We start from the raw sequence: 20,474 nt of genomic DNA, 5'->3' as shown, positions 1-20,474 counted from the left end.
CTAGAGGGAGACATATTAACGGAGGGAATTTTCAATGGATAATGATGAAATTTTAAAACAGATTCTTTCAGAGCTCAAGGATTTGAAATCGGGGCAAAATGATTTGAGCAAAAAAATTGATTGGGCAGTAGCCGAGCTTAAAAACGACGCTAAAGCATCTAACCAAGCAATGACTCTTTTTACACCGGTTGAAACAACCGAAGCAATTGAACGGGATATCCGTGCTATAAAGCTTAAACTATTTGATGTCGAATCAAAATTGAATAGACGTTAGAAAAATTAGGGCGGAACTAGTTTCCATCCTTTTTTTGTTCTTGCAACTCTTGTATGGTAAATGCTGTGGGATATTAAAACGTGCGATTTTATCTGTGAGAAATGTAGCTGAGGCACTATGGTATAAAGTATGCTAAGGTATCCCCTCAGTTCAGAGCAGAATGCATGGCCAAATTAAATAGCAGACTCTGTATTTACCCAAAATACTGAATAAACCTTTTTATTATTTCCTTCTGATTTCCGGCTTTAAGATGATGGACAAATTCTAAAAACACGATGGAGATCAACTCGTCAAGGCCCATTTGAAATGTTTTAAACATTTGCTCCAAATCGTACAGTATAATTTCCAATCGCAAAGCAGTTTTTCGGGGGATAGTTAATTCCAAGGTATAGTATCGAATACGTCTCTCCTTATCTCGAATTTGAAGGGAAGCGTGTCCAGGTGAAACCTCGATATACTCCTCGATCTGTTCAGTTTTTGAAAGGTAGTGCTTCCTTTTTTCTAGAAGGGAGTCTTTTAAAATCTCCAGCTTGGCAGTCGTAGAAGCTACATATAAGAAATCCTGAAGTAATAATGCTAGCAAATCAATAATTGTTAGTTGGGATTCTTCTTCGAGTATATCTGCCAAGTCTTCAAGAAATACCTCAGCTCGAAGGACATCATATTCTGGTAAGTCAACTTGTATAAACGCAAATGAGGATCGTAATGGAAACGAAAAGATTGAACTAATTAAGCCTTTAATATTGCTTTTATTTTGCATCGTTAATAATTCCGAACGGATTAATTGATACTTCTTCATTGTAAGATTTCCTCCAAACAAAAGGATAACCATTTGAAATAAGTTTATGAATGATAGTTTTTCAATATGACGAGTTTAAAAAAGATGGAGGGAGGGAATCATAGAGATAAATATTTTAAAGGGTAAGGGTGAGTTCTGATGAAAGGTTCAAGCACAATTACTAAATCCGAGGCGAGCATACTAGTAAAAATCATGAAGCAAAGTAAAAAGGAATTGGGCGTATCCGGCTCATTAAGGAAAAAATAACTGATTTTTTAATTATCAAGCCATAGTATGAGTCGACCATCGAGCGGTCAGCAGCTCAGCTTTTAAATGTCGGAAAGGCGATAGCAATGGAAAATATGGCTACAAAGCACAAATATATAGGCAACAAGCGTTTTAACTGAAAAACCCGGCCAATCGATGGTCGGGTTTTTCGCTGGCTACTATTTTAGAGGTTGAATGAATGAATAAGTCCATTATAAATCGTACCTGGCTCTTATTCAACTTGTGTACATTAATAATAAATGTTTACTCGGTGTATCTGTTTTTAATAAGGATACCAGAATAAAGGGATCTGGTATTAAACTATTTTTTACTATCATTTTCTTGGTTTATCTGTTGATTTATCTGTAACTTTTCAATGATAGTCGCAACTCTCAGTGCGTGTTCTTCAGATAATTGACTAATCTTTTGATTCATGTTCTCCTGCCATTCAGCTTTTTCCCTGATTAGATTTTCCTTCGCCTCCATCTTCATTTCCTTTCTTATGGCCTCGATGTCACGTTCATATTCTTTCCGATTTAGTTCTGCTGCCTCGGTCGCTTCCCGAACCAGGAGTTCGTTTTGTCTTTGAAGATCAAAAAGCTGTTGGCGAAGCGATGCTTCTTGTTCTTTACATGAAGCTATTTTTTGCGCGTGTATCTGCTGTGCTTCCTCTAACTGATTCTCCAAATATTCTAATTTTTCTTCTGCTTGCTCGAGATCATTCACGCGCTTTTGCAATACTTCAACTTTCTCATTCGTTAATCGATTTAGCTTTTCGCTGGTCTGGTTTGCCTTCTCAGATTGTTCTAGTTTTCTTTGCAGATCCCCATTTATAACGTGTAACTCTTTTAATTCTTTCTCTTTGGAAGCCAACTGTTTTTGAAGATCGGATAAGTCATCTTTAAGGCTTTTGACTTCTTGTTCGAGGAGAGATATGCGTTGTCTGGATTCATCCTTTACTTCCTCCAAAGCATCCGTTTCCTTTTCCCTCATTCGGATAAACACGGTAGAGATACGATTCATATATTTTTGAAGCTCTTTTAACTCTGATTCAAACTCAGGCTGACTTTGTTGCAATTCATAAAGCTTCATTATGTGAAGTAAGTGATCAATAAAGGAATCATCTGTGACACCGGCAGCTTCCTTCATAGACTCATACAAGGCACGAGTGCTTGAGGACAGTCTCATGCCTTTTGTTTTTCCATCAAAATCACTTTTATCTACAGTTTGTTTTTGATTTTCTTCCATTATTTCCTCCATTTAAGTTAACGTTAGAATGCCTATTTAACAATGATGTTATCATGTTAACATTCAATTTTTAGTTAACTATAACATAGTGGGCAACTAATAAATAGTAGAAAATCAACGAGGTTTGGTGATATGATACAAGAAAAATCTAACTTCCGATAATGGATCATTATCGGAAGTTAGACTGAGATAATAGAGGGACCTAATTTAGTCAAAAAAGAGGGAGGGGATGTAAGCTTTGAAGGAAGATCAGTTATCAGTATCGGATAAATTCCCTGCGGAGCTTATTTCCATTGCGGAAAATTATATAGAACAGGCCAGAGCCGAAAATACAGTAATGGCCAACAAGTCGGACTGGTCGATGTTTGAGAAGTGGTGCGATGAATCGAATTTGGTTCCACTGCCGGCAACAGACCAATGTATTGCGATATATTTAGCGTATTTAGCGAGTTCCGGTAATAAAGCAAGTACAATCCGAAGGAAGTTAAGTTCGATTAAGGGAGCACACCTTGCTGCTGGGTTTTCTGATCCTACAGGAGTGAATGTTAAGCACGTATGGGCTGGCATTCGTCGACAACACGGGACGAAGGAGAACGGAAAAAAGCCGGTGGAAATAGAACTACTAAAGCAAATGCTGAGAGAAATTCCGGATAACCTAGGTGGGGTGAGGGATAAAGCTATTCTACTTATCGGGTTCGCTGGTGCGCTTCGTCGTAGCGAAATCGTCGCTTTGGATGTAGGGGATATTACGCTGGATCCGAATGGGCTCATTGTTCAGATTCATCATTCAAAGACTGACCCGGAATCGAAGGGAGAACTGGTCGGTATTCCTTACGGTAAGAATAAGGATACCTGTCCGGTACAGGCTTACTTGCAATGGCTTAAAGTACTGAATGGACGAGAAGGGGCATTATTTAGACCTATTGATCGTCACGGAAATATAAAGCCTTCCCGACTCTCTGATAAAGCTGTATCGCTGATTGTAAAGAAATATATCGAGGCCATTGGTTTGGAAAGTAATGAGTACTCTGGGCATAGCTTAAGAGCTGGTTTTGCAACGACCGCTGCCTCATTAGGGAAAAGTGAGAGACTTATAATGAAGCAAACGAGACATTTGAGTGAAAAAATGGTTCGTCGATATATCCGGATGAATTCCATCTTTCGGGATAATACTGCGGGTGAAATTGGTTTATAACATATGTAGATATATTGGACAGAAGTAAAAACCTCCGCTGTTTCTGACTGCAAGAGTAGTGGCCGCCGCAGCTGCAGGAACACAGACAAGTCGTGTGCCGGGCCGTCCCTTGCATCCAGTGAACACCTCCGGAACAGCTCGAGGTACGCCGATACCAGGCCCAGCACTTCCACCTGTCGCGGCGCCGCCCGGCATGATGACATGAGGACCGGTGGTACCCCAAGGAACGCCGCCTGTGGATCCTATTTACACGGCTCCTGGCGGCCCTGGACTGATCCATGAGCAGCCGCCGGTTAGTCCCTCACTACCGGCCTATGGCCCGGTTCAGCCGCCTGTGAACTCACCAGCACGCCGGTTCAAGGACCGGCAAGGGGCGGACAAGCCTTGCCCCAGCAGCCGATCCTGAGCCCCCAGGCTCCCGTGATTCAGGGCCCGGCAGAACCGAGCGGTCCTGCACCTTCACCGCCGTCGGTAAGCCCTGCAGTCCCGGTTATCCATGACTCGGCTGCTGCTCCATCGCCTGAGGTGGTTAGCGGGCATACACATGGGTCTGAGACCCTGGTACAACCGGCGAGTCCGGCCGTGCTGCCGCCTGTTCACGCGGATCTTGCTACGGCTGGCCGGATTGGGTAAGGAGATCCAGGAGCGGATTAGCAGCCCCGGGCGGTCTTCCAGAGAATTAATTAAAACGGCCCGGAGGCTGGCATCGTTAAAGGACACCCTTGGTACTGACATTCCACAATCATATGGGGAACGTGGGGACAGCTCACCGAAGAGGGATTCGGATGGTGAAGGCCGATGAAAAAGGAAGCTCCCAAGTTCTCGGATCGTGTAAAGTCCTGGCTGGGTGTGTTGGTGGCCCTGCTGCTGATCGGGCTGTTTATCGGGGCTATTTTTCCGGTAAACAGTCTGAGACGTCCAAGGCTCCAGATGGGGTTGAAATCCCTTCAACAGAGCAGCCGGAAGCGAGTATCGTTCATAAGTACCAGTAGCCTGCAGAACAAGCCCTTAGTCCCCAGGAAGTTGTCCCAGATAAAGATGTGGCAGCTGCTGAAATTCAAGACTTCGTCCCTTCATTTTTGAAGTTATATGTTCCTTTTGACAGTGGGATCACCGGTGAGGAATCCACGGTTCAACTCTCCAAGATGAAGCCATTTGTGACGGACAAGTTGTACCAGCAGTTGTCCGAGATCAAGCGCCGCGGAACCCTAACCATTACCAAAACGGAAGTCATGGATATCGCCCTGCTGCCAGCTGAAATCGGGGAGAAGGTGCAGTACTGGAATGCCACTATTAATGTAGGGTTTACGGATCACAACGGGAAAAAGGAAACAAGCGTCCTGCCTTATATACTTAAAGTGAGCTATATCTATGGGAAGTGGAAAGTCGACGATGTGGGGGGTCGCACGGGAGCGTGGAACCCATGAAAAAGTGGCTGTTCGGGGCTTTACTGCCGATAACGCTCATGGTTGGCCTATTTTTAGCGGTTTTGTTACCAGCTATATTTATAGGAGGATTCAGCGGGAATTCAGCCTATGGTGACGGATTTGGATTGGCTGGGGGGATGGAATGATTTCTGAGTTTGGAGAAAACGAAATCCCCGCGCAGTTCCTGCCGCTATACATCGAGGCGGGGGAGAAATACCATGTGCCGTGGAATTTGCTGGCCGCACACCACCGGGTGGAGACGCAGTTTTCTACCATTCAACCGATGATCTCCAAGGTCGGGGCCGAAGGGTCATTTCCAATTCATGCCTTGCACTTGGGTAGGCTGCGCGGCTCCGGGCTGAGACGGTGTAGGCAAGGGGAATTTCACCGACGAGGAGAAAGAAAGTGTGGCGCTGATCGCGAAGTATCACGGGTATGGCGTCGATGCGGATGGCGACGGAAAAGCATCCATGTGGCAGATTAAGGAGGCCATTTTTTCCGCCGCAAACTACCTGGCGGCGAACGGAGCGGCAGACGGCCATATTGAACAAGCCATACTAACGTATAATCACAGTTCTGCCTATCTGGCGGAGATCCTGCACTATGCGACGCTTTATGTCGAAGAAGGGTATAACCCGATTGATGGCACTGTGCCGGTAACTCCCAATGAAAGTGGATTTGCAAGGCCCGTTTCCGGTGTCATTACCTCTCCGTTTGGATACCGGATTTACCCGATTACAGGCGAGAAGAAGCTGCATGAGGGAGTTGACTATGCCTGTAAAAAGAAAGATCCGATTCCAGTATCCAAAGGCGGAAGGGTGATAATCGCCGGTTGGCAAAACATCCACAACCATGAAACCGGGTACGGGCAATATGTGCGGATCGATCACGGCGGCGGGTACCAAACGACATATGGGCATCTGTCCTCGATCTCTGTGAATGTTGGTCAGGAGGTTGATGCAGGGACGATTATCGGTGGATGTGGCTCGACCGGCAGCAGCACGGGGAACCACCTGCACTTTGAAATGATCGTCAATGGAAGACAAGTGAACCCAGTTCCGTATGTAGGTCCGTAAAGCGGCCAAAAAACAGAGTACGGATTGGATAGGAAGGAGGAGCAATATTGTTTTACGGCTAACATTATGAGCAGTCTGGACATTATCACCGTCCCGAACGAGCTTGCAAGAGTGAAGGACGTTAAACCACATTATCCTAGGGTAGGATTAGATTATACCCCAGGAGATAGTTCCGGATCCCGGCACGGGAACTAGATATTTCTCAAGGGATGGTAAGTCGACTGGTTAGAAAGCATAGTAGGTAGAATTTGAGGGTATAAAAAAGAGCCAAGGATGCGACCATCCTGGCTCCTTTTTACGGCTATCTGTTCATGGGAAGCCTTTTTAGGTTCTTTGGATTCATAGTGTTGCCCTATGACATTTAGCGCAACTCATCATCCAATGGCACAATGAATTCATCTAGTGTATTTTTCCATTGCCGCTTCATCTCTGGTGCGTATTTCAATGGCTTTGCATCTGGATGTATGGCTTTGTACTTATCAAACTGCTTGCTATCAATGATTCTCCTAATATTAGGGATGGGATCCATACCTATTACATATTGTACCGCAGATAGATAAAGCTCACTTTCTTCCACAAACCAAGTGTTCGCAAAATCCTGAATCGCTTTGTCGCGTGAGTTCTTGAAGAATCGCCGTTTCACTACGAGAATATCTTCTTCTGTATCTATTTCATTGGTGTCGATCGCATTTAAAATTGCACGGTACACGTCTTTAACAACTTCTGACTTCTTCAGTTTTTGAAGAGCTTTTTCGATCTCCTCACGGATATTCTGGTTATTGGCTGCGTATGCTTCCAATAATCGATCAATATAGGTTGAGTCAATATCATAGATCTTAATTGAACTCTCTCCATAAAATTCAATGTCCGAGAAATTCGGTCCTGGCCCTTCGCCGTCGCCTTCGCCGTCGCCTTCGCCGTCGCCGGCGGCCCTAAGCATTAATGACCCTTTAACTGTGTTGTAAACGCCAATATACTTCTCTAAAGTCTCCGCCTGTTCTTTAAGTGCCGTTGACTTCTCCATTTCGTCGTTGTAGTCATCGTACGTAACCAGAGCTTCAAAGGCATTGTTTAACTCCTGGAACGCCTTCACAAACTCAATCCGAGTTTCTAGAGATGAATGTTCGTTTATGACATTTGGATTAGGAACTAATTTTGTTAGCGTCTTGTGAGCCTTTTGGAAACGTCTCTTCGATTCATTATAGGTGGGATAAACAAGCTTAGATTCCTCTTGCTCTTGTGAATACAATTTTGTGGCGTCCTTTACATTCTGCTCCATGGTCGAAGGTTTTCGGAATGTGACAATCAAACCTTTTGTTTTGTCCGGATAGGTTCGATTGGTCCGAGAAAAGAAGCAGGTGTACAGCAGACTGACAAATTGGGGAGAGATGGCCAGAAGCATTGGAGGGAGCACCGGCCGAAGATGTACCGGGAGCTTCTGATGCAGGGAAAACTGGAGCAAGCGCTGTACGCAGCCCAGGAGATGACCAAAGACGTGATGATAGGAATGATACAGCAGGGAATGGACTACCAGGAGGCTTGGGAAGCCGTGCGACAAAACTGGATTCTCCTGCCGGACGAGGAAACGATGCCGATCCTCCTGGGGAGCGATCCGGCGGGGTGGACGGCGCCAGAAAACGTGTAAAAACGTCAGCATCCACCAAGAATTATCACCGCCTTATGGTGACATTACCCCCGATCTGGATAGAAGTGGTCAATTATGTTTGTTATAACAATATTCTACATAAACAGTATGATGATGGTGTATTACGTTTGGATTGCTCATAGCTGAATGTAAGGATGCCTAAGAACAGCAAAGCAGAAGTGTAAAATAAAGACGCAGCCCAAAGGAGCTACCATCTTTATTTTATTACTCCATCAATTATTTAGTTACTTCATGCTCAGCGATACAAATTTAATAAAGCAGTGTCTTCAAGACAGCCGCGTAAAGTAAAATCTTCGATAACGTAGAATCAAAGTAGGTAATTATCCACGATATAATCATCGAGCTCATCCATAATGGTCGTGATCGGTGTATGCTTTCGGGTTTCCGTAAGCCCGAGAAGTGCAGCACGCAAGACTCGATTTGCCTAGGAGATTACTTAAACAGACAAGGGTTATGTCTGTGGGTTTACGACAAAGTTCTTACTTTTTCTTCACGAACGACAAATTATGACAAAAAATCTTATGGAAATAGTGAGTTAGACATGGGATGATGAGGGAAAAGTCGAATAAGGGGATGTAATAGGTGATTGAAAAGAAAAATCTTTATATTGCTAATTTTAATTGCACTTTTAGTAAAGACAAGAAAAATGAACCTCTGCTTAGCAACTTTGAGAAGATACTTTTGCCTGCGTTTACGCAAGGAATTATTTATAAAAATTCAAAGACAGGTAACGAATTTTTGTTTGAGGATGTTGAATTGAGTTTGAAAAATGGAATCTTTGTATTAGTAGGATTAATTGTTAAACGAACACATCTTGAAATTAAAACAAGATATAATGACAGTGGGGAGTTAATCACAACAAACGATTTAGTACCGTCTGACCCCTTTTCTTACTTTATTATCAATCTTCAGAATCATAGGATGGCGTTGGTTAAAAATCAAAAGGGAAGTCCAACGGTGAGTGATTTTGATAAGTTAGCTTCTCATATTCTATCTACATATGTTAGGGAATATAATAACTCCGTAAGTGAAAGTAAATTGCCAAAACCAAATCTTAATGTCGTAACGGTTCCTCATTCAGGAAAAATTGAAGAAGAATTGAAAAAAATCAAGAAAATTGAAAGTGCCGTACTTAGGTTTTATCCTCTGAATGGAGACATCTCTACAAATGAATTGTTTAATGAATTGAGAGAAATGTTAGATGAAGTTGATAGTAAGACTGGGAGTACTCAATTCAATAATCCACAAAATCATAGAAAAATAACAGAGATATTAAAAGATACGAAAGGAACTGTTAGACCCACCTTGAGGGTTATTTATGGAAATGGTTCTAAAAGGACATTACGCGAAAATGATTTTAGCGAAAGTACAAAAATTGACCTGGATGATGCTGCTCCCTTCCATGATAATATGAATGAGATCTCCGGCAAAGTTATAAACCAGCCACAATACAATGAGACTTCTGAAGAAAACGCCAGTATCTACCAAAGATACTTTTCAAAACTCGAACATATTTTTAAGAGAAAATTGGAGGAAAAATGAATGATAATATAAAGGAATCAATTAAAAACATTCTTGGTGATAATAGCTTCAATAAACTACTTTTCAATAGTATAGCTATGTTAAAGCTCTCTCGCAGGAGAAAATTGGGGTTAGTTTTACTTTGGGTTCTACTATTTGTTTTGTATATGCTTGTTTTTAATAAACATATTGATGCTATAAAATCCACTAAAGATATTGTTGGTAATGCACAGTCAATAATAGTCTCCTTATTTTCAGTTGTTATAACTGGTTATGCGATATTTCAAGCTTTAACAAATGGCAAAACCTTAATAGCTATGCTTAAAGTAAATAGAGAGAAAATGAGTAAGTTTCAAGAGTATAATTATTTTTTCTTTTCTATTTCATTACTGTATTTATTCATTATTATTATTAATTTTATAACAAGCATTTTTTTGAATAATATCCCCGATAAATGGAGTCTTTCGTTTCTAGATAAAAAAACAAATGATACTTTCTACTCAGTACTAGTGAGTTTATATATAGTATTTATTCTAAATGCTTTAATAGAAATGAAGTCATTTGTATATAACTTATATCAATTATTTTCAACTCATGCGGTTGCAAGTGCTATACAACAGATTGATAAAGAAAAGTCACCTTAATGGTAATTTCCCCTCATGGTAGACGACGAAAAAAAGACATCTGGTAAGATGAACTTAAACGTTGGATACTGTGGGGATTTTTTTGTGGGGAAAATTGGCTGTACTAACAACAGCTATCCTGAAGAATTGAAATGCTGGCCGTAAAACTGGTAACTGAAGGTAATGTTTCTTATCGAGATTTAGCCTCACAACTTGGGATTCGAAATAAGACCCAAATCCAGGTGTGGGTGAAGCGTTATCAGGATGACAGCCATTTGAGTAAGAAGCTTTTCATAAAGGACGACCGAAGACAAAGTTCTCCAGTGTAGAAGAAAAAGCGGTGTATCTGAAGGCGGAGATTGAGTACTTAAAATAGCGATATCCAAATCTACACAGGGGGTGACGAGTAAATCAAGTAGATGTGAAATTATTGAGGAGATGAGGAGGAAGTATCCGGCTCTTAAAACTGGCTGAAGTCTCGCGAGCTGCCTATTACAAATGGTTCAAAACGGTAGCCAATCCGAACTCTCGTGTTTAGCAAGAGAAACTGCTAGAAGACCACATCATAGCGATACATGGACTTCATCCGTAGTAATTTGGCTACTTGCGAATGACAGTGGCTTGCAACGTGAAGGACTGCACGTTAACCATAAACGTCTTTTAAGTAAATTCGCTTTCCAGATAATACATCATAGTTGTATACTGTCCATTGCAGATAATGAGCACCGGCGTTAACGAACTCACTTCATTGACTACAGAAATGAGGTTGTGGTTGTTATACATTAATTATAGATGTCGACTTAAACCAGTGGTTTTTGTTTTTTTTTCGTTTTAGCATCTAGTGTAACGGCGCCAACAGCATATTGTTTTAATACCAGGTTGATCATCTGGATCGCCTTGGAGTAATTCTAAGGTGGGCTGACCTTGTACGATTCATTTTTAATCGTGAGGGATGAAATGGCTGCGTGCGTTTGTGTTGGAATGAGGGCAGTAGAAGTAAGATTGCTAGGATCGATGGTCAATGCTGGAGCGCCTGAAGCTCCATTTGACTTTTCAGGTTGGCGGTACACTGGCTAAATTCAGAGAATTTCAATATAAAAAGCCTTCCAAGGCATTCTTATGAAAAATAGGCAATATAATGCCGATAAACGAGATACAACGAAAATAGAAAGTAGGGGAAATCAGGATGAGCAACGAGGCATCAAGCTTAGGGAAGAACATTAAAGAACGTCGAGAGGAGAAGAAGTTTACAATTTCGGTTGTTGCAGAGATTCTAGATATAAAACAATCTGCCATAAAAAAGATAGAAAATGGTGAGTTAGAACCTGATGAACAGCTAATAAATAAATTAGCGAAATTATACGGATGTTCTGTGAGTTATTTACAAGGTGAGAGAGATCTGCAAGTTGTAGAGGACGATTTAAGTGATGTTGAAAAACTTCTAAATCAAAATATTAATACTATACGCAAACAAATAGATAGATTAGATAAAGAGATTTATCGATATTTGGAAATTAAGAATCAATTTAAGCGGGTAAATAGCATGATGAGACCGCCTACGGATTTGCCAATTGAGTTCGAAGGGGAGAAGGGCTTAGATATAACCGAACAATTTGTACTTCTGAGTGGTGTTTATAAGTTCGAGATAACGCCAAAAGAATCAGGGTATTTCTACATGAAAATGTATTCACCTAAAGGACGTTGTGAATCGATATCATTTGATGGAGAGAATAATCGTGCGTACAGAACCTTAATTGACTTGGATAAGGACAATACTTTCATTCTTAAAGTTGATGCTAAAGCGAATTGGAAAATACTTATTGATGAGGCGTTTGAAGTGTAGCATACAATTATTTTGTTGACGTGTTCCATAGCTCCGCAATAGGCGTATTATTTCAACGCATATTTCGAATAAAAAATCTGTTGGATCCACAGCTGAAGCATGGGAAGAAAACGGTCGCTACCTGTAGATAGCTGCCTCTTCAGTATAGTTTTTACATTATACGACGGGCTCATATTTAATGCAGATCTGTTAAAATTTGATTGTCACCCATAAGTGGACAATAAACGTCTATCCTCCAGAGTTATTTTATAGTTAATCAATTTATACATAGACCACGGAGGATAAACATGCCTAAGATTTCTCTAGATATTTTACCCATATTAAAGCGAATGGGAATATCCTTGTACATATTTCAGCAGCATCTTGATCATCTTCTAGTGGAAACAGAAGGAAAGCGAATTCAACATAAAGTGGAAAAAGATAATGAAACGGGGGAATATACATAGTGCTGAAACCGTTCGATGGTGAATTAAAAACAAAACGTATCCTCAAACTATTTGAACGTTTAAAGAGCAGCAGTTTTTGTTTTAAAACGACACTTATCAGAAGAATTTAAGGTTAGCGAGAAGGCAATTCAGCGAGATCTTGACTTGCTTAGAGACTATTTATCTGAGATGTATCCTCCCGGGGAAGATGTTTGCATTAAATACCAAAAAGGTAAGGGTTATTCATTAAGTATCCCTAATTCAACTAGACTATCTGTGGAAGAGACTATGCTCTTAACCATGATACTCCTTGAAAGCAGAGCCTTTCCCAAATCAGAAATGAAGTATTTATACATACGCGCAGGAGAGCAAGACTCTGTTTCGCGCATAGTAGAACCACTTGGCATTATGTTTTCTGAATATTACTTTTACTTAATAGCAAACATAAGCGGTGCAGAACTAGAGTATCCGGCTATTTACCGGCTAGACCGAATTATTGATTATTCCCTAGTAGAATCACATTTCCGTAGGGATGAAAGATTGCGGTTTCAAGAAGGTGAGTTCCGTAAACAAGTTCAGTTTATGCAGACGGGAAGACTTTTAAGAGTGCAGTTCCGATATTACGGTCAATCCATTGAAGCCGTAGTTGACCGGTTGCCCAATGCTAATGTTACTAAGGAGGAAGAAGGCTCTTATTTAGTAGAAGCAAAGGTATTTGGTAGAGGGATAAAAATGTGGTTACTGAGCCAAGCAGAAAACGTAGAGGTACTAAGTCCAAGCCAATTAAGAGGGGAGATCCAGGAATCTATAAGAAATATGTCAGAACATTATAGGGATAAGGCTATGCTTTGATTAGGGGAAACGATGGAGAATTCTAGAAGGATAATTCAGATTGATTCATTCAATTAAATAATGGAGGACTGAAATGAAGAAGAATCCTTACGATCAAGCTTTGGCGTCGCTTAAGGAAATATTAACACATGATCGAATCAGTAACTCCCATATATTTTATGATCAGAAAACTCCTAAGGACAAAGATGATCGGGGTTATTGGTATAGCAAATCATACCCAGTTTTTCTCAAGCGTTTTACCGAGACCAGGTCTAATAATCATGATTTGTCGGCTTGGGTTGAGCGAACAGCTTATGTATTTTCTTGGATTCCCCGTATTCCTGTAGTGAGGTTGGATGAAAATTCAATTCGTGCTCTGGCTGAATTGGAAGGCATATTCCAATCCTGCAGATTATGGGAAATTGGTACTGAGTCTTATCTGGGTGGACTAAATGACCCGATAAACGGCATTCATCATGGCGAACGGATATTTGGTACTGGTTTTGGAAGACCGCCACTGTTAATTAAAGAACTCATCCAACTAGCGAATTCAGTTCTGAATTTTGGTGAGAATAGACTGAATTTACCAACAACAACAAAGCTGCTACATTTTATGTTTCCTGAGCTACTCCCCATATTCGATAAAAACGTGTGCAAAGCGTTATATGGTAACTCCTTGGTGGAGGATTACTATAAATATCATGCTTACATTTTTTCATTGCAGGATTACTTAGAGAACGAACCAGAGGCACAGGTTATTTTTGACATAGCTCGGAGTACAAAGATGCCAGTTCTACGAATAGTCGATCAACTCTTATTTCAACAGGGAATCAATGAATTCAAAGATTAAAGGGGTCAAATATGACAAAATTAATGCTACGAAGTAAGGAAGTAAGAAGTGTTTTTCAGTTGTTGGGCGACCATGAGAACGATATTAGTTATAGCGTAGCTTGGGGATTATCGCAGTGCTCTTCTTTCCTGAAAGTCTTTTTGGAAGAAGTCCTGAATTGGCAGGGGGAGGTTGCAGACGTCGAAATACGAATGCAGCAGTACGATCAAGGAAAAGGCTATACGGATATTGAAATTGAAATGGCTCCACATTTTCATTTGATTATAGAAGCTAAAAGAGGCTGGAATCTTCCCGATTATACACAGCTTTATAAATATGCGACTAGGGCATCATTTTTACAAAGTGCTTGCCAAACTAAAAGATTATTGGTTTTAAGCGAATGCAGTAAAGAATACGCGGTCAGTCGCCTTCCGGATGATGTCAATGGTTTTCCTGTCGAGGTTATATCATGGAGAGATGTATATCAATATGCTACAGAATCGCATAACCATAGTAATCATGCGGAAAAGCGGTTACTTCAAGAATTGAATTACTACTTAGGGAGTTTGATGACCATGCAAAAACAGGATTCAAATTTGGTTTATGTGGTATCACTTGCAAACGGATCCCCCTTAGGGTGGGATCTTTCATGGAAAGAGATTGTTAATACAAAGCTGCGGTATTTTCATCCTGTAGGGGGAAACGGCTGGCCTAAAGAACCTCCAAATTATATAGCCTTTCGATATGAGGGGAAATTACAATCCATACATCACATCGATAATTATGAGATTGTCACAAATATGAGCAAAATCTTTCCTGAGGCAAAGGATGAGGAATGGGGACCAAGTTTTGTTTATCATTTGGGGCCAGCTTTTTCTCCAACTAAGGAGGTTAAGACCGGCAGCATATATCCTTCTGGGAGAGTATGGTGCATTCTAGATACATTGTTCACTAGTGATACCATCTCCGAAGCAAGAGATCTCACCAAGGCTAGGTTGAATATTTAATATAATGAAGGACTATTCCGCCAAGGGCAATTTACCTTAGTACGCTGAAAAAACATTAGCGTCATGAATGGGTGGAATCAGTATAAATACGACGGATCTGGAAATTTGGATGAGGAGGTTAACATGGTGGCGGCCTAAAGTATGCCCTTGGAAAGCTAAGGATTGGGGGAAAGTAACGGATAATGACTGTTTTGATGGCACCCGACCAGGCTCACGGTACCCTTGAAGTAATGGGCTATTGTCATTATCATTAAACCGCCTAAGAAAAGGCTTCTTTGCCAAAAGACAAAAGTAATGAAATTCCTGCTGGCTATAGTGCTGGCAGGTCTTTTTTTTGGGTTCATAAAATTGGCGCATGCTAACTGTTTCTTCATGGTTATGTAGAGCCATTCGGTATAGGTAATTCTCGGTGTAGTCTAACAAATGCATATCTTTAACTCGGCAGCATCAAAGGGATTTACCGATTTGGGTTTTCTAACTTACATGGTGACAATATTTCCACACGAGTCCCATTACCCATGTTATCAAACTAAACTCCTCGTACAGTTTCTCAAGATTTTGGAGAATCAATTGAACAAGCTTAGCGGAGCAGGTTTCTTTTGTTTTTCGTCTCCCATCTAAATACAAGGACAACATATGTCCCTATGTCTTCTTATAATTAAGATGAGGCCTAGGCATTGGAAAGAATTGGTAGAACTATTGGATTACACTCAAATACGCTTTAGTATTTTTAGTCTAGGACTTATACAGGAATATTATTCAATAAACCAAAGGATATGGGGTTGTTATGAGGGGTGACATGGTATAATATACCTAGTTTTAGAAAAAGGGGTAGAATGATGTCGGATGACGGTAAGGCTGGGCGTATCCTCTATATTTATGATCGATTGCAGAAGGGCTTGTCGCTAAATAAGGAAGAACTAGTCGATCGCTTTCAAGTAACAGCAAAAACAATTCAGCGAGATATTGATGAAGTGAGAAACTACTATGCGGACCATTATACAGGTAAGGAAGTCGTATACAATCGTAGAAACAAGGTGTTTGAAGTTGAGAGTGATAGCGATCATACGATATCGGCGGTTGATGTATTCGTACTAGTGAAAATTTTGTTAGATTCTAGGGCATTCAACAATGAGGAGCTCAACAAGCTTTATTCAACGCTATGCGCTACGATCTCTAAGAGTGAAGAGCAGGCTTTTCATGAGCTTGTTCGTAATGAAAAGTTTCATTATCAGCCGATTCGGCATGGGAAGCCGATTCTTGATACGATCTGGGATCTTGGTCAATGTATTAAGAAGCAAGTGGTAATCGAGATAAGTTATACGAGGATGGACGGTACTACAGCGAAGCGTGTCGTGCATCCACTAGCAATAGTGTTTTCAGAATTTTATTTCTATTTAATCGCGAAGATTGAGGATCGTGAGCATGAGACCCCTACGTTTTATCGAGTTGACCGAATGGAAGCATTAACGATGCTAGGAAGAAGGTATCGCTATACACGCTTTGAGGACGGCGAGCTTAAGAAAAGGGTGCAATTCATGTATGGTGGGCCGCTAATTACGGTTCGGTTAATGTGTAAAATGGCTGCACTTGAGGCTGTGATGGACAGGCTACCGACAGCTAATCTAGTAGAGAATACGGATGAATGGACCACGATTGAGGCAGAAGTATTCGGTACGAAGGGATGCAGCATGTGGCTGTTAGGTCAAGGCGATCAAGTAAAGGTACTTGGACCTGAGGAATTAAAGCAGAGGATGCGAGATCTCGTTGCAAAAGTATTTGAAGATTCAGGATTGATAACAATTTAGAAAGCAGAGGGTGGGCAATTGACAGGCGAAAAACAACAAACGATTCAATATACGACGTCACTTCAATTGGCGGATCATCCATTGGGGCGGGTAAAGCAAGAAATTAAAGAAAGTTATTATGTAGCATTAGAATCGCTGGTAAGAAGATATACTACGAACTCAATGTTTGCGGAGGCTCGCCTTGAGCAATATCGGACGTTATTGTGTGCAGGTTCTTCGCCGAGTTCTTTATCTGAGCAGGAGGCTCAGAAAAACCTTCGCTTAATGATTAATGATCGTTTGCGACCTTGGCGTAAACGATATCGTTATTTCTTAATTGTTGATACTGCACTCATTCTATGTAATGAGACAGCTATTAAGCAGGCGAAAAAAGGGCTAGAAGCCTATCTTTCAACAAGGCAGTTTGAAGAGCTAGTAAAAGTTACTGAGCTACTTTTCATGAAGGGTCGGATAGATAATAAATGGAGCTATCTAGAGCCGATCATTCAGCAATATAAAACTAATGCAGATCACGCCAAGCTGCCAGAGTTACGCATTCTTATTACGGCGAATATGAGCGCAGGCAAATCAACGTTAGTAAATGCGTTGATCGGAAAACCTGTTGCTCGAACGTCACAGGAGGCATGTACGGCTCACTTGAACTATTTTTACAGCAAGTCCTTTGAGGATGGCCGTGTTCATATAAGTAACACTACACTCAAGCTCGATGCGTCCTTTGACGATGTAAATAAAGCGGAGGCAACGAGCGGACAGCATGTGGCGACTTATTTCACAATGATGATTCAGACTCAACATCGACTTTGCGTGATCGATACGCCAGGGGTGAATTCAGCAATGAATCCTGAGCATGCGAAGCTAACTCGGAATGCGCTGATACATGAAAAGTATGACAAGCTCATTTATGTATTGAATGCGAGTCAACTAGGTACAGATGAAGATATGCGACATCTAAGATATGTGGCCAATAACGTTCCTGAGGAGAAGACGATTTTTGTACTTAATAAGCTTGATAGCTTTAGAGCTAAAGAAGATTCAATTGCTGAAAGCATTTTGCGCGTGCGGGAGGACTTACAGGAGCTCGGCTATCATAATCCAATCATCTGTCCCATCTCAGCTTATTTCTCCCTCCTACTGAAGTTAAAGCAGCAAGGTGAGGATCTAACGGAGGACGAGCTAGATGATTATGAGAGATTGGTAAATAAATTTGCTAAGGAGGAATTTCATCTCTCAAATTATTATGGCTCTGCTTCTTTTCAGGATAAGCGAATTGACGAGGTGCCTTTTTTGCAGAACTCGTACCGGTCAGGCATGTTAAACTTCGAAAAAGTGCTGTATGGAGGAGAATTGAAATGAAAAAGGTTTATATAAAGTACAATCCCTATAAGCTTGAAACCGAAATACAAATCGAGGGGAAGAAATTGGCAGGGAATAGTATGCTGGGCGATCGGATCAACGACGGCTCTCGTATGCAGGAGTGGATTGAGGATCTGCCGCGCTTCCTAATAGATGAGTACAACGATAATCAGTTTCATATTGAATTTCATGGTACCGTAATGGACTATGAGGATCTGGTAGATGTTTTTACACAGGCGAATGAGCGTGGTGAGTTGACAGTACAGTTTGATCGAATTCCAGCAAAAGAAACAACGGATAAGGAAGTATTGATTGATTGTATCTTCGAAAAAATCCAGCAGGGTCCATTTGAGGAGCTGAGAGCCACCGAGGTATCCACGGCATTTAAGCACGCAAAAAGCAGTGACTTTGAGGTATGCGTCGTTGCGACGATGAGTGCAGGTAAATCAACGCTCATTAACTCTATGCTGAGAACGAAGCTAATGCCGTCGAAGCAGGAAGCTTGTACGGCGATCATCACGCGGATTAAAGATTGCTCACAAGAGGCCATTCCTTTTATGGCGGAGGTACATGATCGGGATAGACGTCTAATTGAGACACATCAAGAGATGAAATATACAACAATGGAGCGCTTGAACTCAGATCCTAATGTTTCTGAAATTGATGTATTCGGAAATATACCGTTCGTTGCCTCAGATGATGTATCACTTGTGCTTGTTGATACGCCAGGGCCTAACAACTCGCGTGATCCGATGCATCGCAAGGTACAAAGTGAATTTCTAGGAAAGTCTTCTAAATCACTGGTACTATACATTATGACAGGTGAGTTTGGGACCGATGATGATAATGCGCTTCTGAAACGTGTGGCAGATAGTATGAGCGTGGGTGGTAAGCAGTCTAAAGATCGATTCATTTTTGTTGTGAATAAGTTGGATGGCCGGAAGAAGGAAGATGGTGATATTACACATACGTTGAATCGTATACGCTCCTATCTTAAAACACATGGCATTGAGAATCCGAAACTATTCCCAGCGGCTGCATTACCTGCCTTAAATATTCGACTGATTGCAACGGGTGAGGAGCAGGATGAGGATACGATTGATGAAACGGAAGTGACTATTAAAAAATTAAATCGTAATGAGGAGATGCACTTTGAGAAATTCGTTGAGCTGCCACCAAGTATTCGTGGTCAAATTAATGATCAGCTAGCAGCGGCACGTAACAGCTGGACTGAAAAACCAGTAGAAAACCCTGATGAGGCATTGATACATACAGGCGTGGTTGCAATTGAGTCAGCAATAAGGCAATATGTGCAGAAATATGCGAAGACATCGAAGATCAAAAATATTGTAGATACGTTTATTCATAAGCTTGATGAGGTTGGGAGCTTCGAGGCGACAAAGCGTGAGATCGCAGTGAATAAGGACGAGCATGAGCGTATTATTCAAGTCATCAACTCGATCGAGCAGAAAATTGCTAGCGGCAAAGAGGCAAAAAAATTCTCTGATAAGATCTTAGGTGCTAGTGAATCGATTAGAAGTAGCTCGCAGCAGGTGATCAATGAGATCATTGGTAAGTATCAAGCATTGTTAACGAATAAGATTGATTCGATAAGGGATGAAGAGTTTTCGGTTGATGATGCCGAATATGAGGTGGAGCTGCTGAAGAAATTTGCGAAGATGTTGGAGCCAGAATTTGAAGCTGATTTAGATGAGCTCGTACGCCAGAACTTGATTAATGTATGTGTTGCGCTGCTAGAAGAATATAGAAGTAAGCTTGCACAATTGAATGAGGACTTGAATGTCGGTCATATCTCGATTGATCCGATAAAGCTGATGAGCGGAAGCTTACATAAGAGTGAGTTCGAGATCACTCAATTTATCAAGGAAAAAGAAGTTGAAGATGGGGAAGAGTGGGTAGAGAATACAAGCAAGCGCTGGTATAAACCGTGGACGTGGCGCCAGGAATCGGGCTATTATCGTACGACTTATAAAACAATTCGTTATATTACTGGCAGCGATTTAGCCCGTGACTTCTTAAGTCCAATTGAAGAAGGGCTATATAAGAATGGAAAGGCAGCTCAGAAATATGCAATCCAGCAGTCGAAGGTAATCGAGGCAAACTTTATGGCTGAGTTTAAGCGCTTAGATGGGATCTTGAACGCTAAACTTGAGGATTTAAAGTATGCAGCTATGGATGAAAAGCGTATTCAAGAACGTATTCAAGAGTCTGAAGCGAAGCTAGCTTGGCTTGAGCAAATTAAACGAGAAGTCGAATCTATTCTCGAAATCTAGGAGGGTACT

At 41.2% G+C, this 20,474-nt stretch carries 19 protein-coding genes and 1 pseudogene; 17 read left to right on the top strand and 3 right to left on the bottom strand.

The window, feature by feature from the left end; all coding sequences use genetic code 11:
- Positions 1–34: 34 nt before the first annotated feature.
- The gene (locus MKY74_RS34990; protein WP_076176392.1) at positions 35–274 is read left to right on the top strand and encodes a hypothetical protein; all 240 of its coding nucleotides are present in this window, start codon (positions 35–37) and stop codon (positions 272–274) included.
- Between the two features lie 193 nt (positions 275–467).
- Here MKY74_RS34990 and MKY74_RS34985 read toward each other — a convergent pair whose 3' ends face one another.
- A complete protein-coding gene (locus MKY74_RS34985) occupies positions 468–1,073 on the bottom strand; it encodes a hypothetical protein (RefSeq protein ID WP_076176390.1) in 606 nt (201 codons plus the stop codon).
- A 567-nt stretch (positions 1,074–1,640) separates the two neighbouring features.
- Positions 1,641–2,567 (bottom strand): hypothetical protein, encoded by a 927-nt coding sequence (locus MKY74_RS34980; RefSeq protein ID WP_076176388.1) that lies wholly within the window; start codon positions 2,565–2,567, stop codon positions 1,641–1,643.
- A 238-nt stretch (positions 2,568–2,805) separates the two neighbouring features.
- Between MKY74_RS34980 and MKY74_RS34975 the strand changes: the two genes are divergently transcribed.
- The 4 genes from MKY74_RS34975 to MKY74_RS34960 all read left to right on the top strand — a co-directional run bounded on the left by MKY74_RS34975 (position 2,806) and on the right by MKY74_RS34960 (position 6,265).
- The gene (locus tag MKY74_RS34975) at positions 2,806–3,762 is read left to right on the top strand and encodes a site-specific integrase (protein ID WP_076176386.1); all 957 of its coding nucleotides are present in this window, start codon (positions 2,806–2,808) and stop codon (positions 3,760–3,762) included.
- Between the two features lie 1,157 nt (positions 3,763–4,919).
- Positions 4,920–5,189, top strand: coding sequence for a hypothetical protein (locus tag MKY74_RS34970; protein ID WP_144025537.1), 270 nt, complete (start codon positions 4,920–4,922; stop codon positions 5,187–5,189).
- On the top strand, positions 5,186–5,335 hold the full coding sequence (locus tag MKY74_RS34965; protein ID WP_244169450.1) for a hypothetical protein: 150 nt from the start codon (positions 5,186–5,188) through the stop codon (positions 5,333–5,335). The genes MKY74_RS34970 and MKY74_RS34965 overlap by 4 nt, the downstream gene beginning before the upstream one ends.
- Before the next feature lie 261 nt (positions 5,336–5,596).
- Positions 5,597–6,265 carry a M23 family metallopeptidase gene (locus MKY74_RS34960; RefSeq protein WP_244169449.1) on the top strand — a complete coding sequence of 223 codons (669 nt, stop codon included), beginning with the start codon at positions 5,597–5,599 and terminating at the stop codon, positions 6,263–6,265.
- Between the two features lie 361 nt (positions 6,266–6,626).
- On the opposite strand, the pseudogene MKY74_RS34955 reads toward MKY74_RS34960, so the two are convergent.
- Positions 6,627–7,616, bottom strand: a pseudogene (locus tag MKY74_RS34955) (type I restriction endonuclease subunit R, EcoR124 family); the annotation flags it as partial.
- Positions 7,617–7,688: 72 nt separating this feature from the next.
- On the opposite strand from MKY74_RS34955, the gene MKY74_RS34950 reads away from it, so the two are divergent.
- The 12 genes from MKY74_RS34950 to MKY74_RS34895 all read left to right on the top strand — a co-directional run bounded on the left by MKY74_RS34950 (position 7,689) and on the right by MKY74_RS34895 (position 20,465).
- The gene (locus MKY74_RS34950; protein WP_076176380.1) at positions 7,689–7,910 is read left to right on the top strand and encodes a hypothetical protein; all 222 of its coding nucleotides are present in this window, start codon (positions 7,689–7,691) and stop codon (positions 7,908–7,910) included.
- A gap of 603 nt (positions 7,911–8,513) precedes the next feature.
- Entirely contained in the window at positions 8,514–9,473 is a 960-nt protein-coding gene (locus MKY74_RS34945; protein ID WP_076176378.1) for a hypothetical protein, read from the top strand.
- A complete protein-coding gene (locus MKY74_RS34940) occupies positions 9,470–10,096 on the top strand; it encodes a hypothetical protein (protein ID WP_076176376.1) in 627 nt (208 codons plus the stop codon). The genes MKY74_RS34945 and MKY74_RS34940 overlap by 4 nt, the downstream gene beginning before the upstream one ends.
- Before the next feature lie 131 nt (positions 10,097–10,227).
- Complete coding sequence (locus MKY74_RS34935) at positions 10,228–10,404, top strand: transposase (protein WP_244169448.1); 177 nt, start codon at positions 10,228–10,230, stop codon at positions 10,402–10,404.
- Positions 10,405–11,261: 857 nt separating this feature from the next.
- Positions 11,262–11,918, top strand: a complete 657-nt coding sequence (locus tag MKY74_RS34930; RefSeq protein ID WP_076176374.1) for a helix-turn-helix domain-containing protein — start codon at positions 11,262–11,264, stop codon at positions 11,916–11,918.
- A 287-nt stretch (positions 11,919–12,205) separates the two neighbouring features.
- On the top strand, positions 12,206–12,364 hold the full coding sequence (locus MKY74_RS34925) for a hypothetical protein (protein WP_341014156.1): 159 nt from the start codon (positions 12,206–12,208) through the stop codon (positions 12,362–12,364).
- Positions 12,365–12,508: 144 nt separating this feature from the next.
- The gene (locus MKY74_RS34920; RefSeq protein WP_144025535.1) at positions 12,509–13,195 is read left to right on the top strand and encodes a helix-turn-helix transcriptional regulator; all 687 of its coding nucleotides are present in this window, start codon (positions 12,509–12,511) and stop codon (positions 13,193–13,195) included.
- Positions 13,196–13,268: 73 nt separating this feature from the next.
- A complete protein-coding gene (locus MKY74_RS34915; RefSeq protein ID WP_076176370.1) occupies positions 13,269–14,024 on the top strand; it encodes a hypothetical protein in 756 nt (251 codons plus the stop codon).
- Between the two features lie 11 nt (positions 14,025–14,035).
- On the top strand, positions 14,036–15,010 hold the full coding sequence (locus MKY74_RS34910; RefSeq protein WP_076176368.1) for a PD-(D/E)XK nuclease family protein: 975 nt from the start codon (positions 14,036–14,038) through the stop codon (positions 15,008–15,010).
- A gap of 836 nt (positions 15,011–15,846) precedes the next feature.
- Positions 15,847–16,818, top strand: a complete 972-nt coding sequence (locus MKY74_RS34905; protein ID WP_084204241.1) for a helix-turn-helix transcriptional regulator — start codon at positions 15,847–15,849, stop codon at positions 16,816–16,818.
- Between the two features lie 18 nt (positions 16,819–16,836).
- On the top strand, positions 16,837–18,171 hold the full coding sequence (locus MKY74_RS34900; RefSeq protein WP_084204239.1) for a dynamin family protein: 1,335 nt from the start codon (positions 16,837–16,839) through the stop codon (positions 18,169–18,171).
- Positions 18,168–20,465 (top strand): dynamin family protein, encoded by a 2,298-nt coding sequence (locus MKY74_RS34895; protein WP_076176362.1) that lies wholly within the window; start codon positions 18,168–18,170, stop codon positions 20,463–20,465. The genes MKY74_RS34900 and MKY74_RS34895 overlap by 4 nt, the downstream gene beginning before the upstream one ends.
- Positions 20,466–20,474 lie beyond the last annotated feature (9 nt).

The organism is Paenibacillus sp. FSL R5-0378 (assembly GCF_038009285.1).
GTDB classification, from domain to species: Bacteria; Bacillota; Bacilli; order Paenibacillales; family Paenibacillaceae; genus Paenibacillus_AQ; species Paenibacillus_AQ favisporus.
The sequence above is the reverse complement of the archived record's forward strand: the minus strand, read 5'-3'. Positions and strand labels throughout refer to the sequence as shown.

Excerpts from the sequence above, each read along its gene's own strand:
- MKY74_RS34925 (WP_341014156.1), top strand. The coding sequence starts at position 12,206 with ATGCCTAAGATTTCTCTAGATATTTTACCCATATTAAAGCGAATGGGA.
- MKY74_RS34965 (WP_244169450.1), top strand. The coding sequence starts at position 5,186 with ATGAAAAAGTGGCTGTTCGGGGCTTTACTGCCGATAACGCTCATGGTT.
- MKY74_RS34950 (WP_076176380.1), top strand. The coding sequence starts at position 7,689 with ATGTACCGGGAGCTTCTGATGCAGGGAAAACTGGAGCAAGCGCTGTAC.
- MKY74_RS34935 (WP_244169448.1), top strand. The coding sequence starts at position 10,228 with ATGCTGGCCGTAAAACTGGTAACTGAAGGTAATGTTTCTTATCGAGAT.
- MKY74_RS34895 (WP_076176362.1), top strand. The coding sequence starts at position 18,168 with ATGAAAAAGGTTTATATAAAGTACAATCCCTATAAGCTTGAAACCGAA.
- MKY74_RS34940 (WP_076176376.1), top strand. The coding sequence starts at position 9,470 with ATGAATGATAATATAAAGGAATCAATTAAAAACATTCTTGGTGATAAT.
- MKY74_RS34915 (WP_076176370.1), top strand. The coding sequence starts at position 13,269 with ATGAAGAAGAATCCTTACGATCAAGCTTTGGCGTCGCTTAAGGAAATA.
- MKY74_RS34985 (WP_076176390.1), bottom strand. The coding sequence starts at position 1,073 with ATGAAGAAGTATCAATTAATCCGTTCGGAATTATTAACGATGCAAAAT.
- MKY74_RS34990 (WP_076176392.1), top strand. The coding sequence starts at position 35 with ATGGATAATGATGAAATTTTAAAACAGATTCTTTCAGAGCTCAAGGAT.
- MKY74_RS34980 (WP_076176388.1), bottom strand. The coding sequence starts at position 2,567 with ATGGAAGAAAATCAAAAACAAACTGTAGATAAAAGTGATTTTGATGGA.
- MKY74_RS34905 (WP_084204241.1), top strand. The coding sequence starts at position 15,847 with ATGATGTCGGATGACGGTAAGGCTGGGCGTATCCTCTATATTTATGAT.
- MKY74_RS34910 (WP_076176368.1), top strand. The coding sequence starts at position 14,036 with ATGACAAAATTAATGCTACGAAGTAAGGAAGTAAGAAGTGTTTTTCAG.
- MKY74_RS34930 (WP_076176374.1), top strand. The coding sequence starts at position 11,262 with ATGAGCAACGAGGCATCAAGCTTAGGGAAGAACATTAAAGAACGTCGA.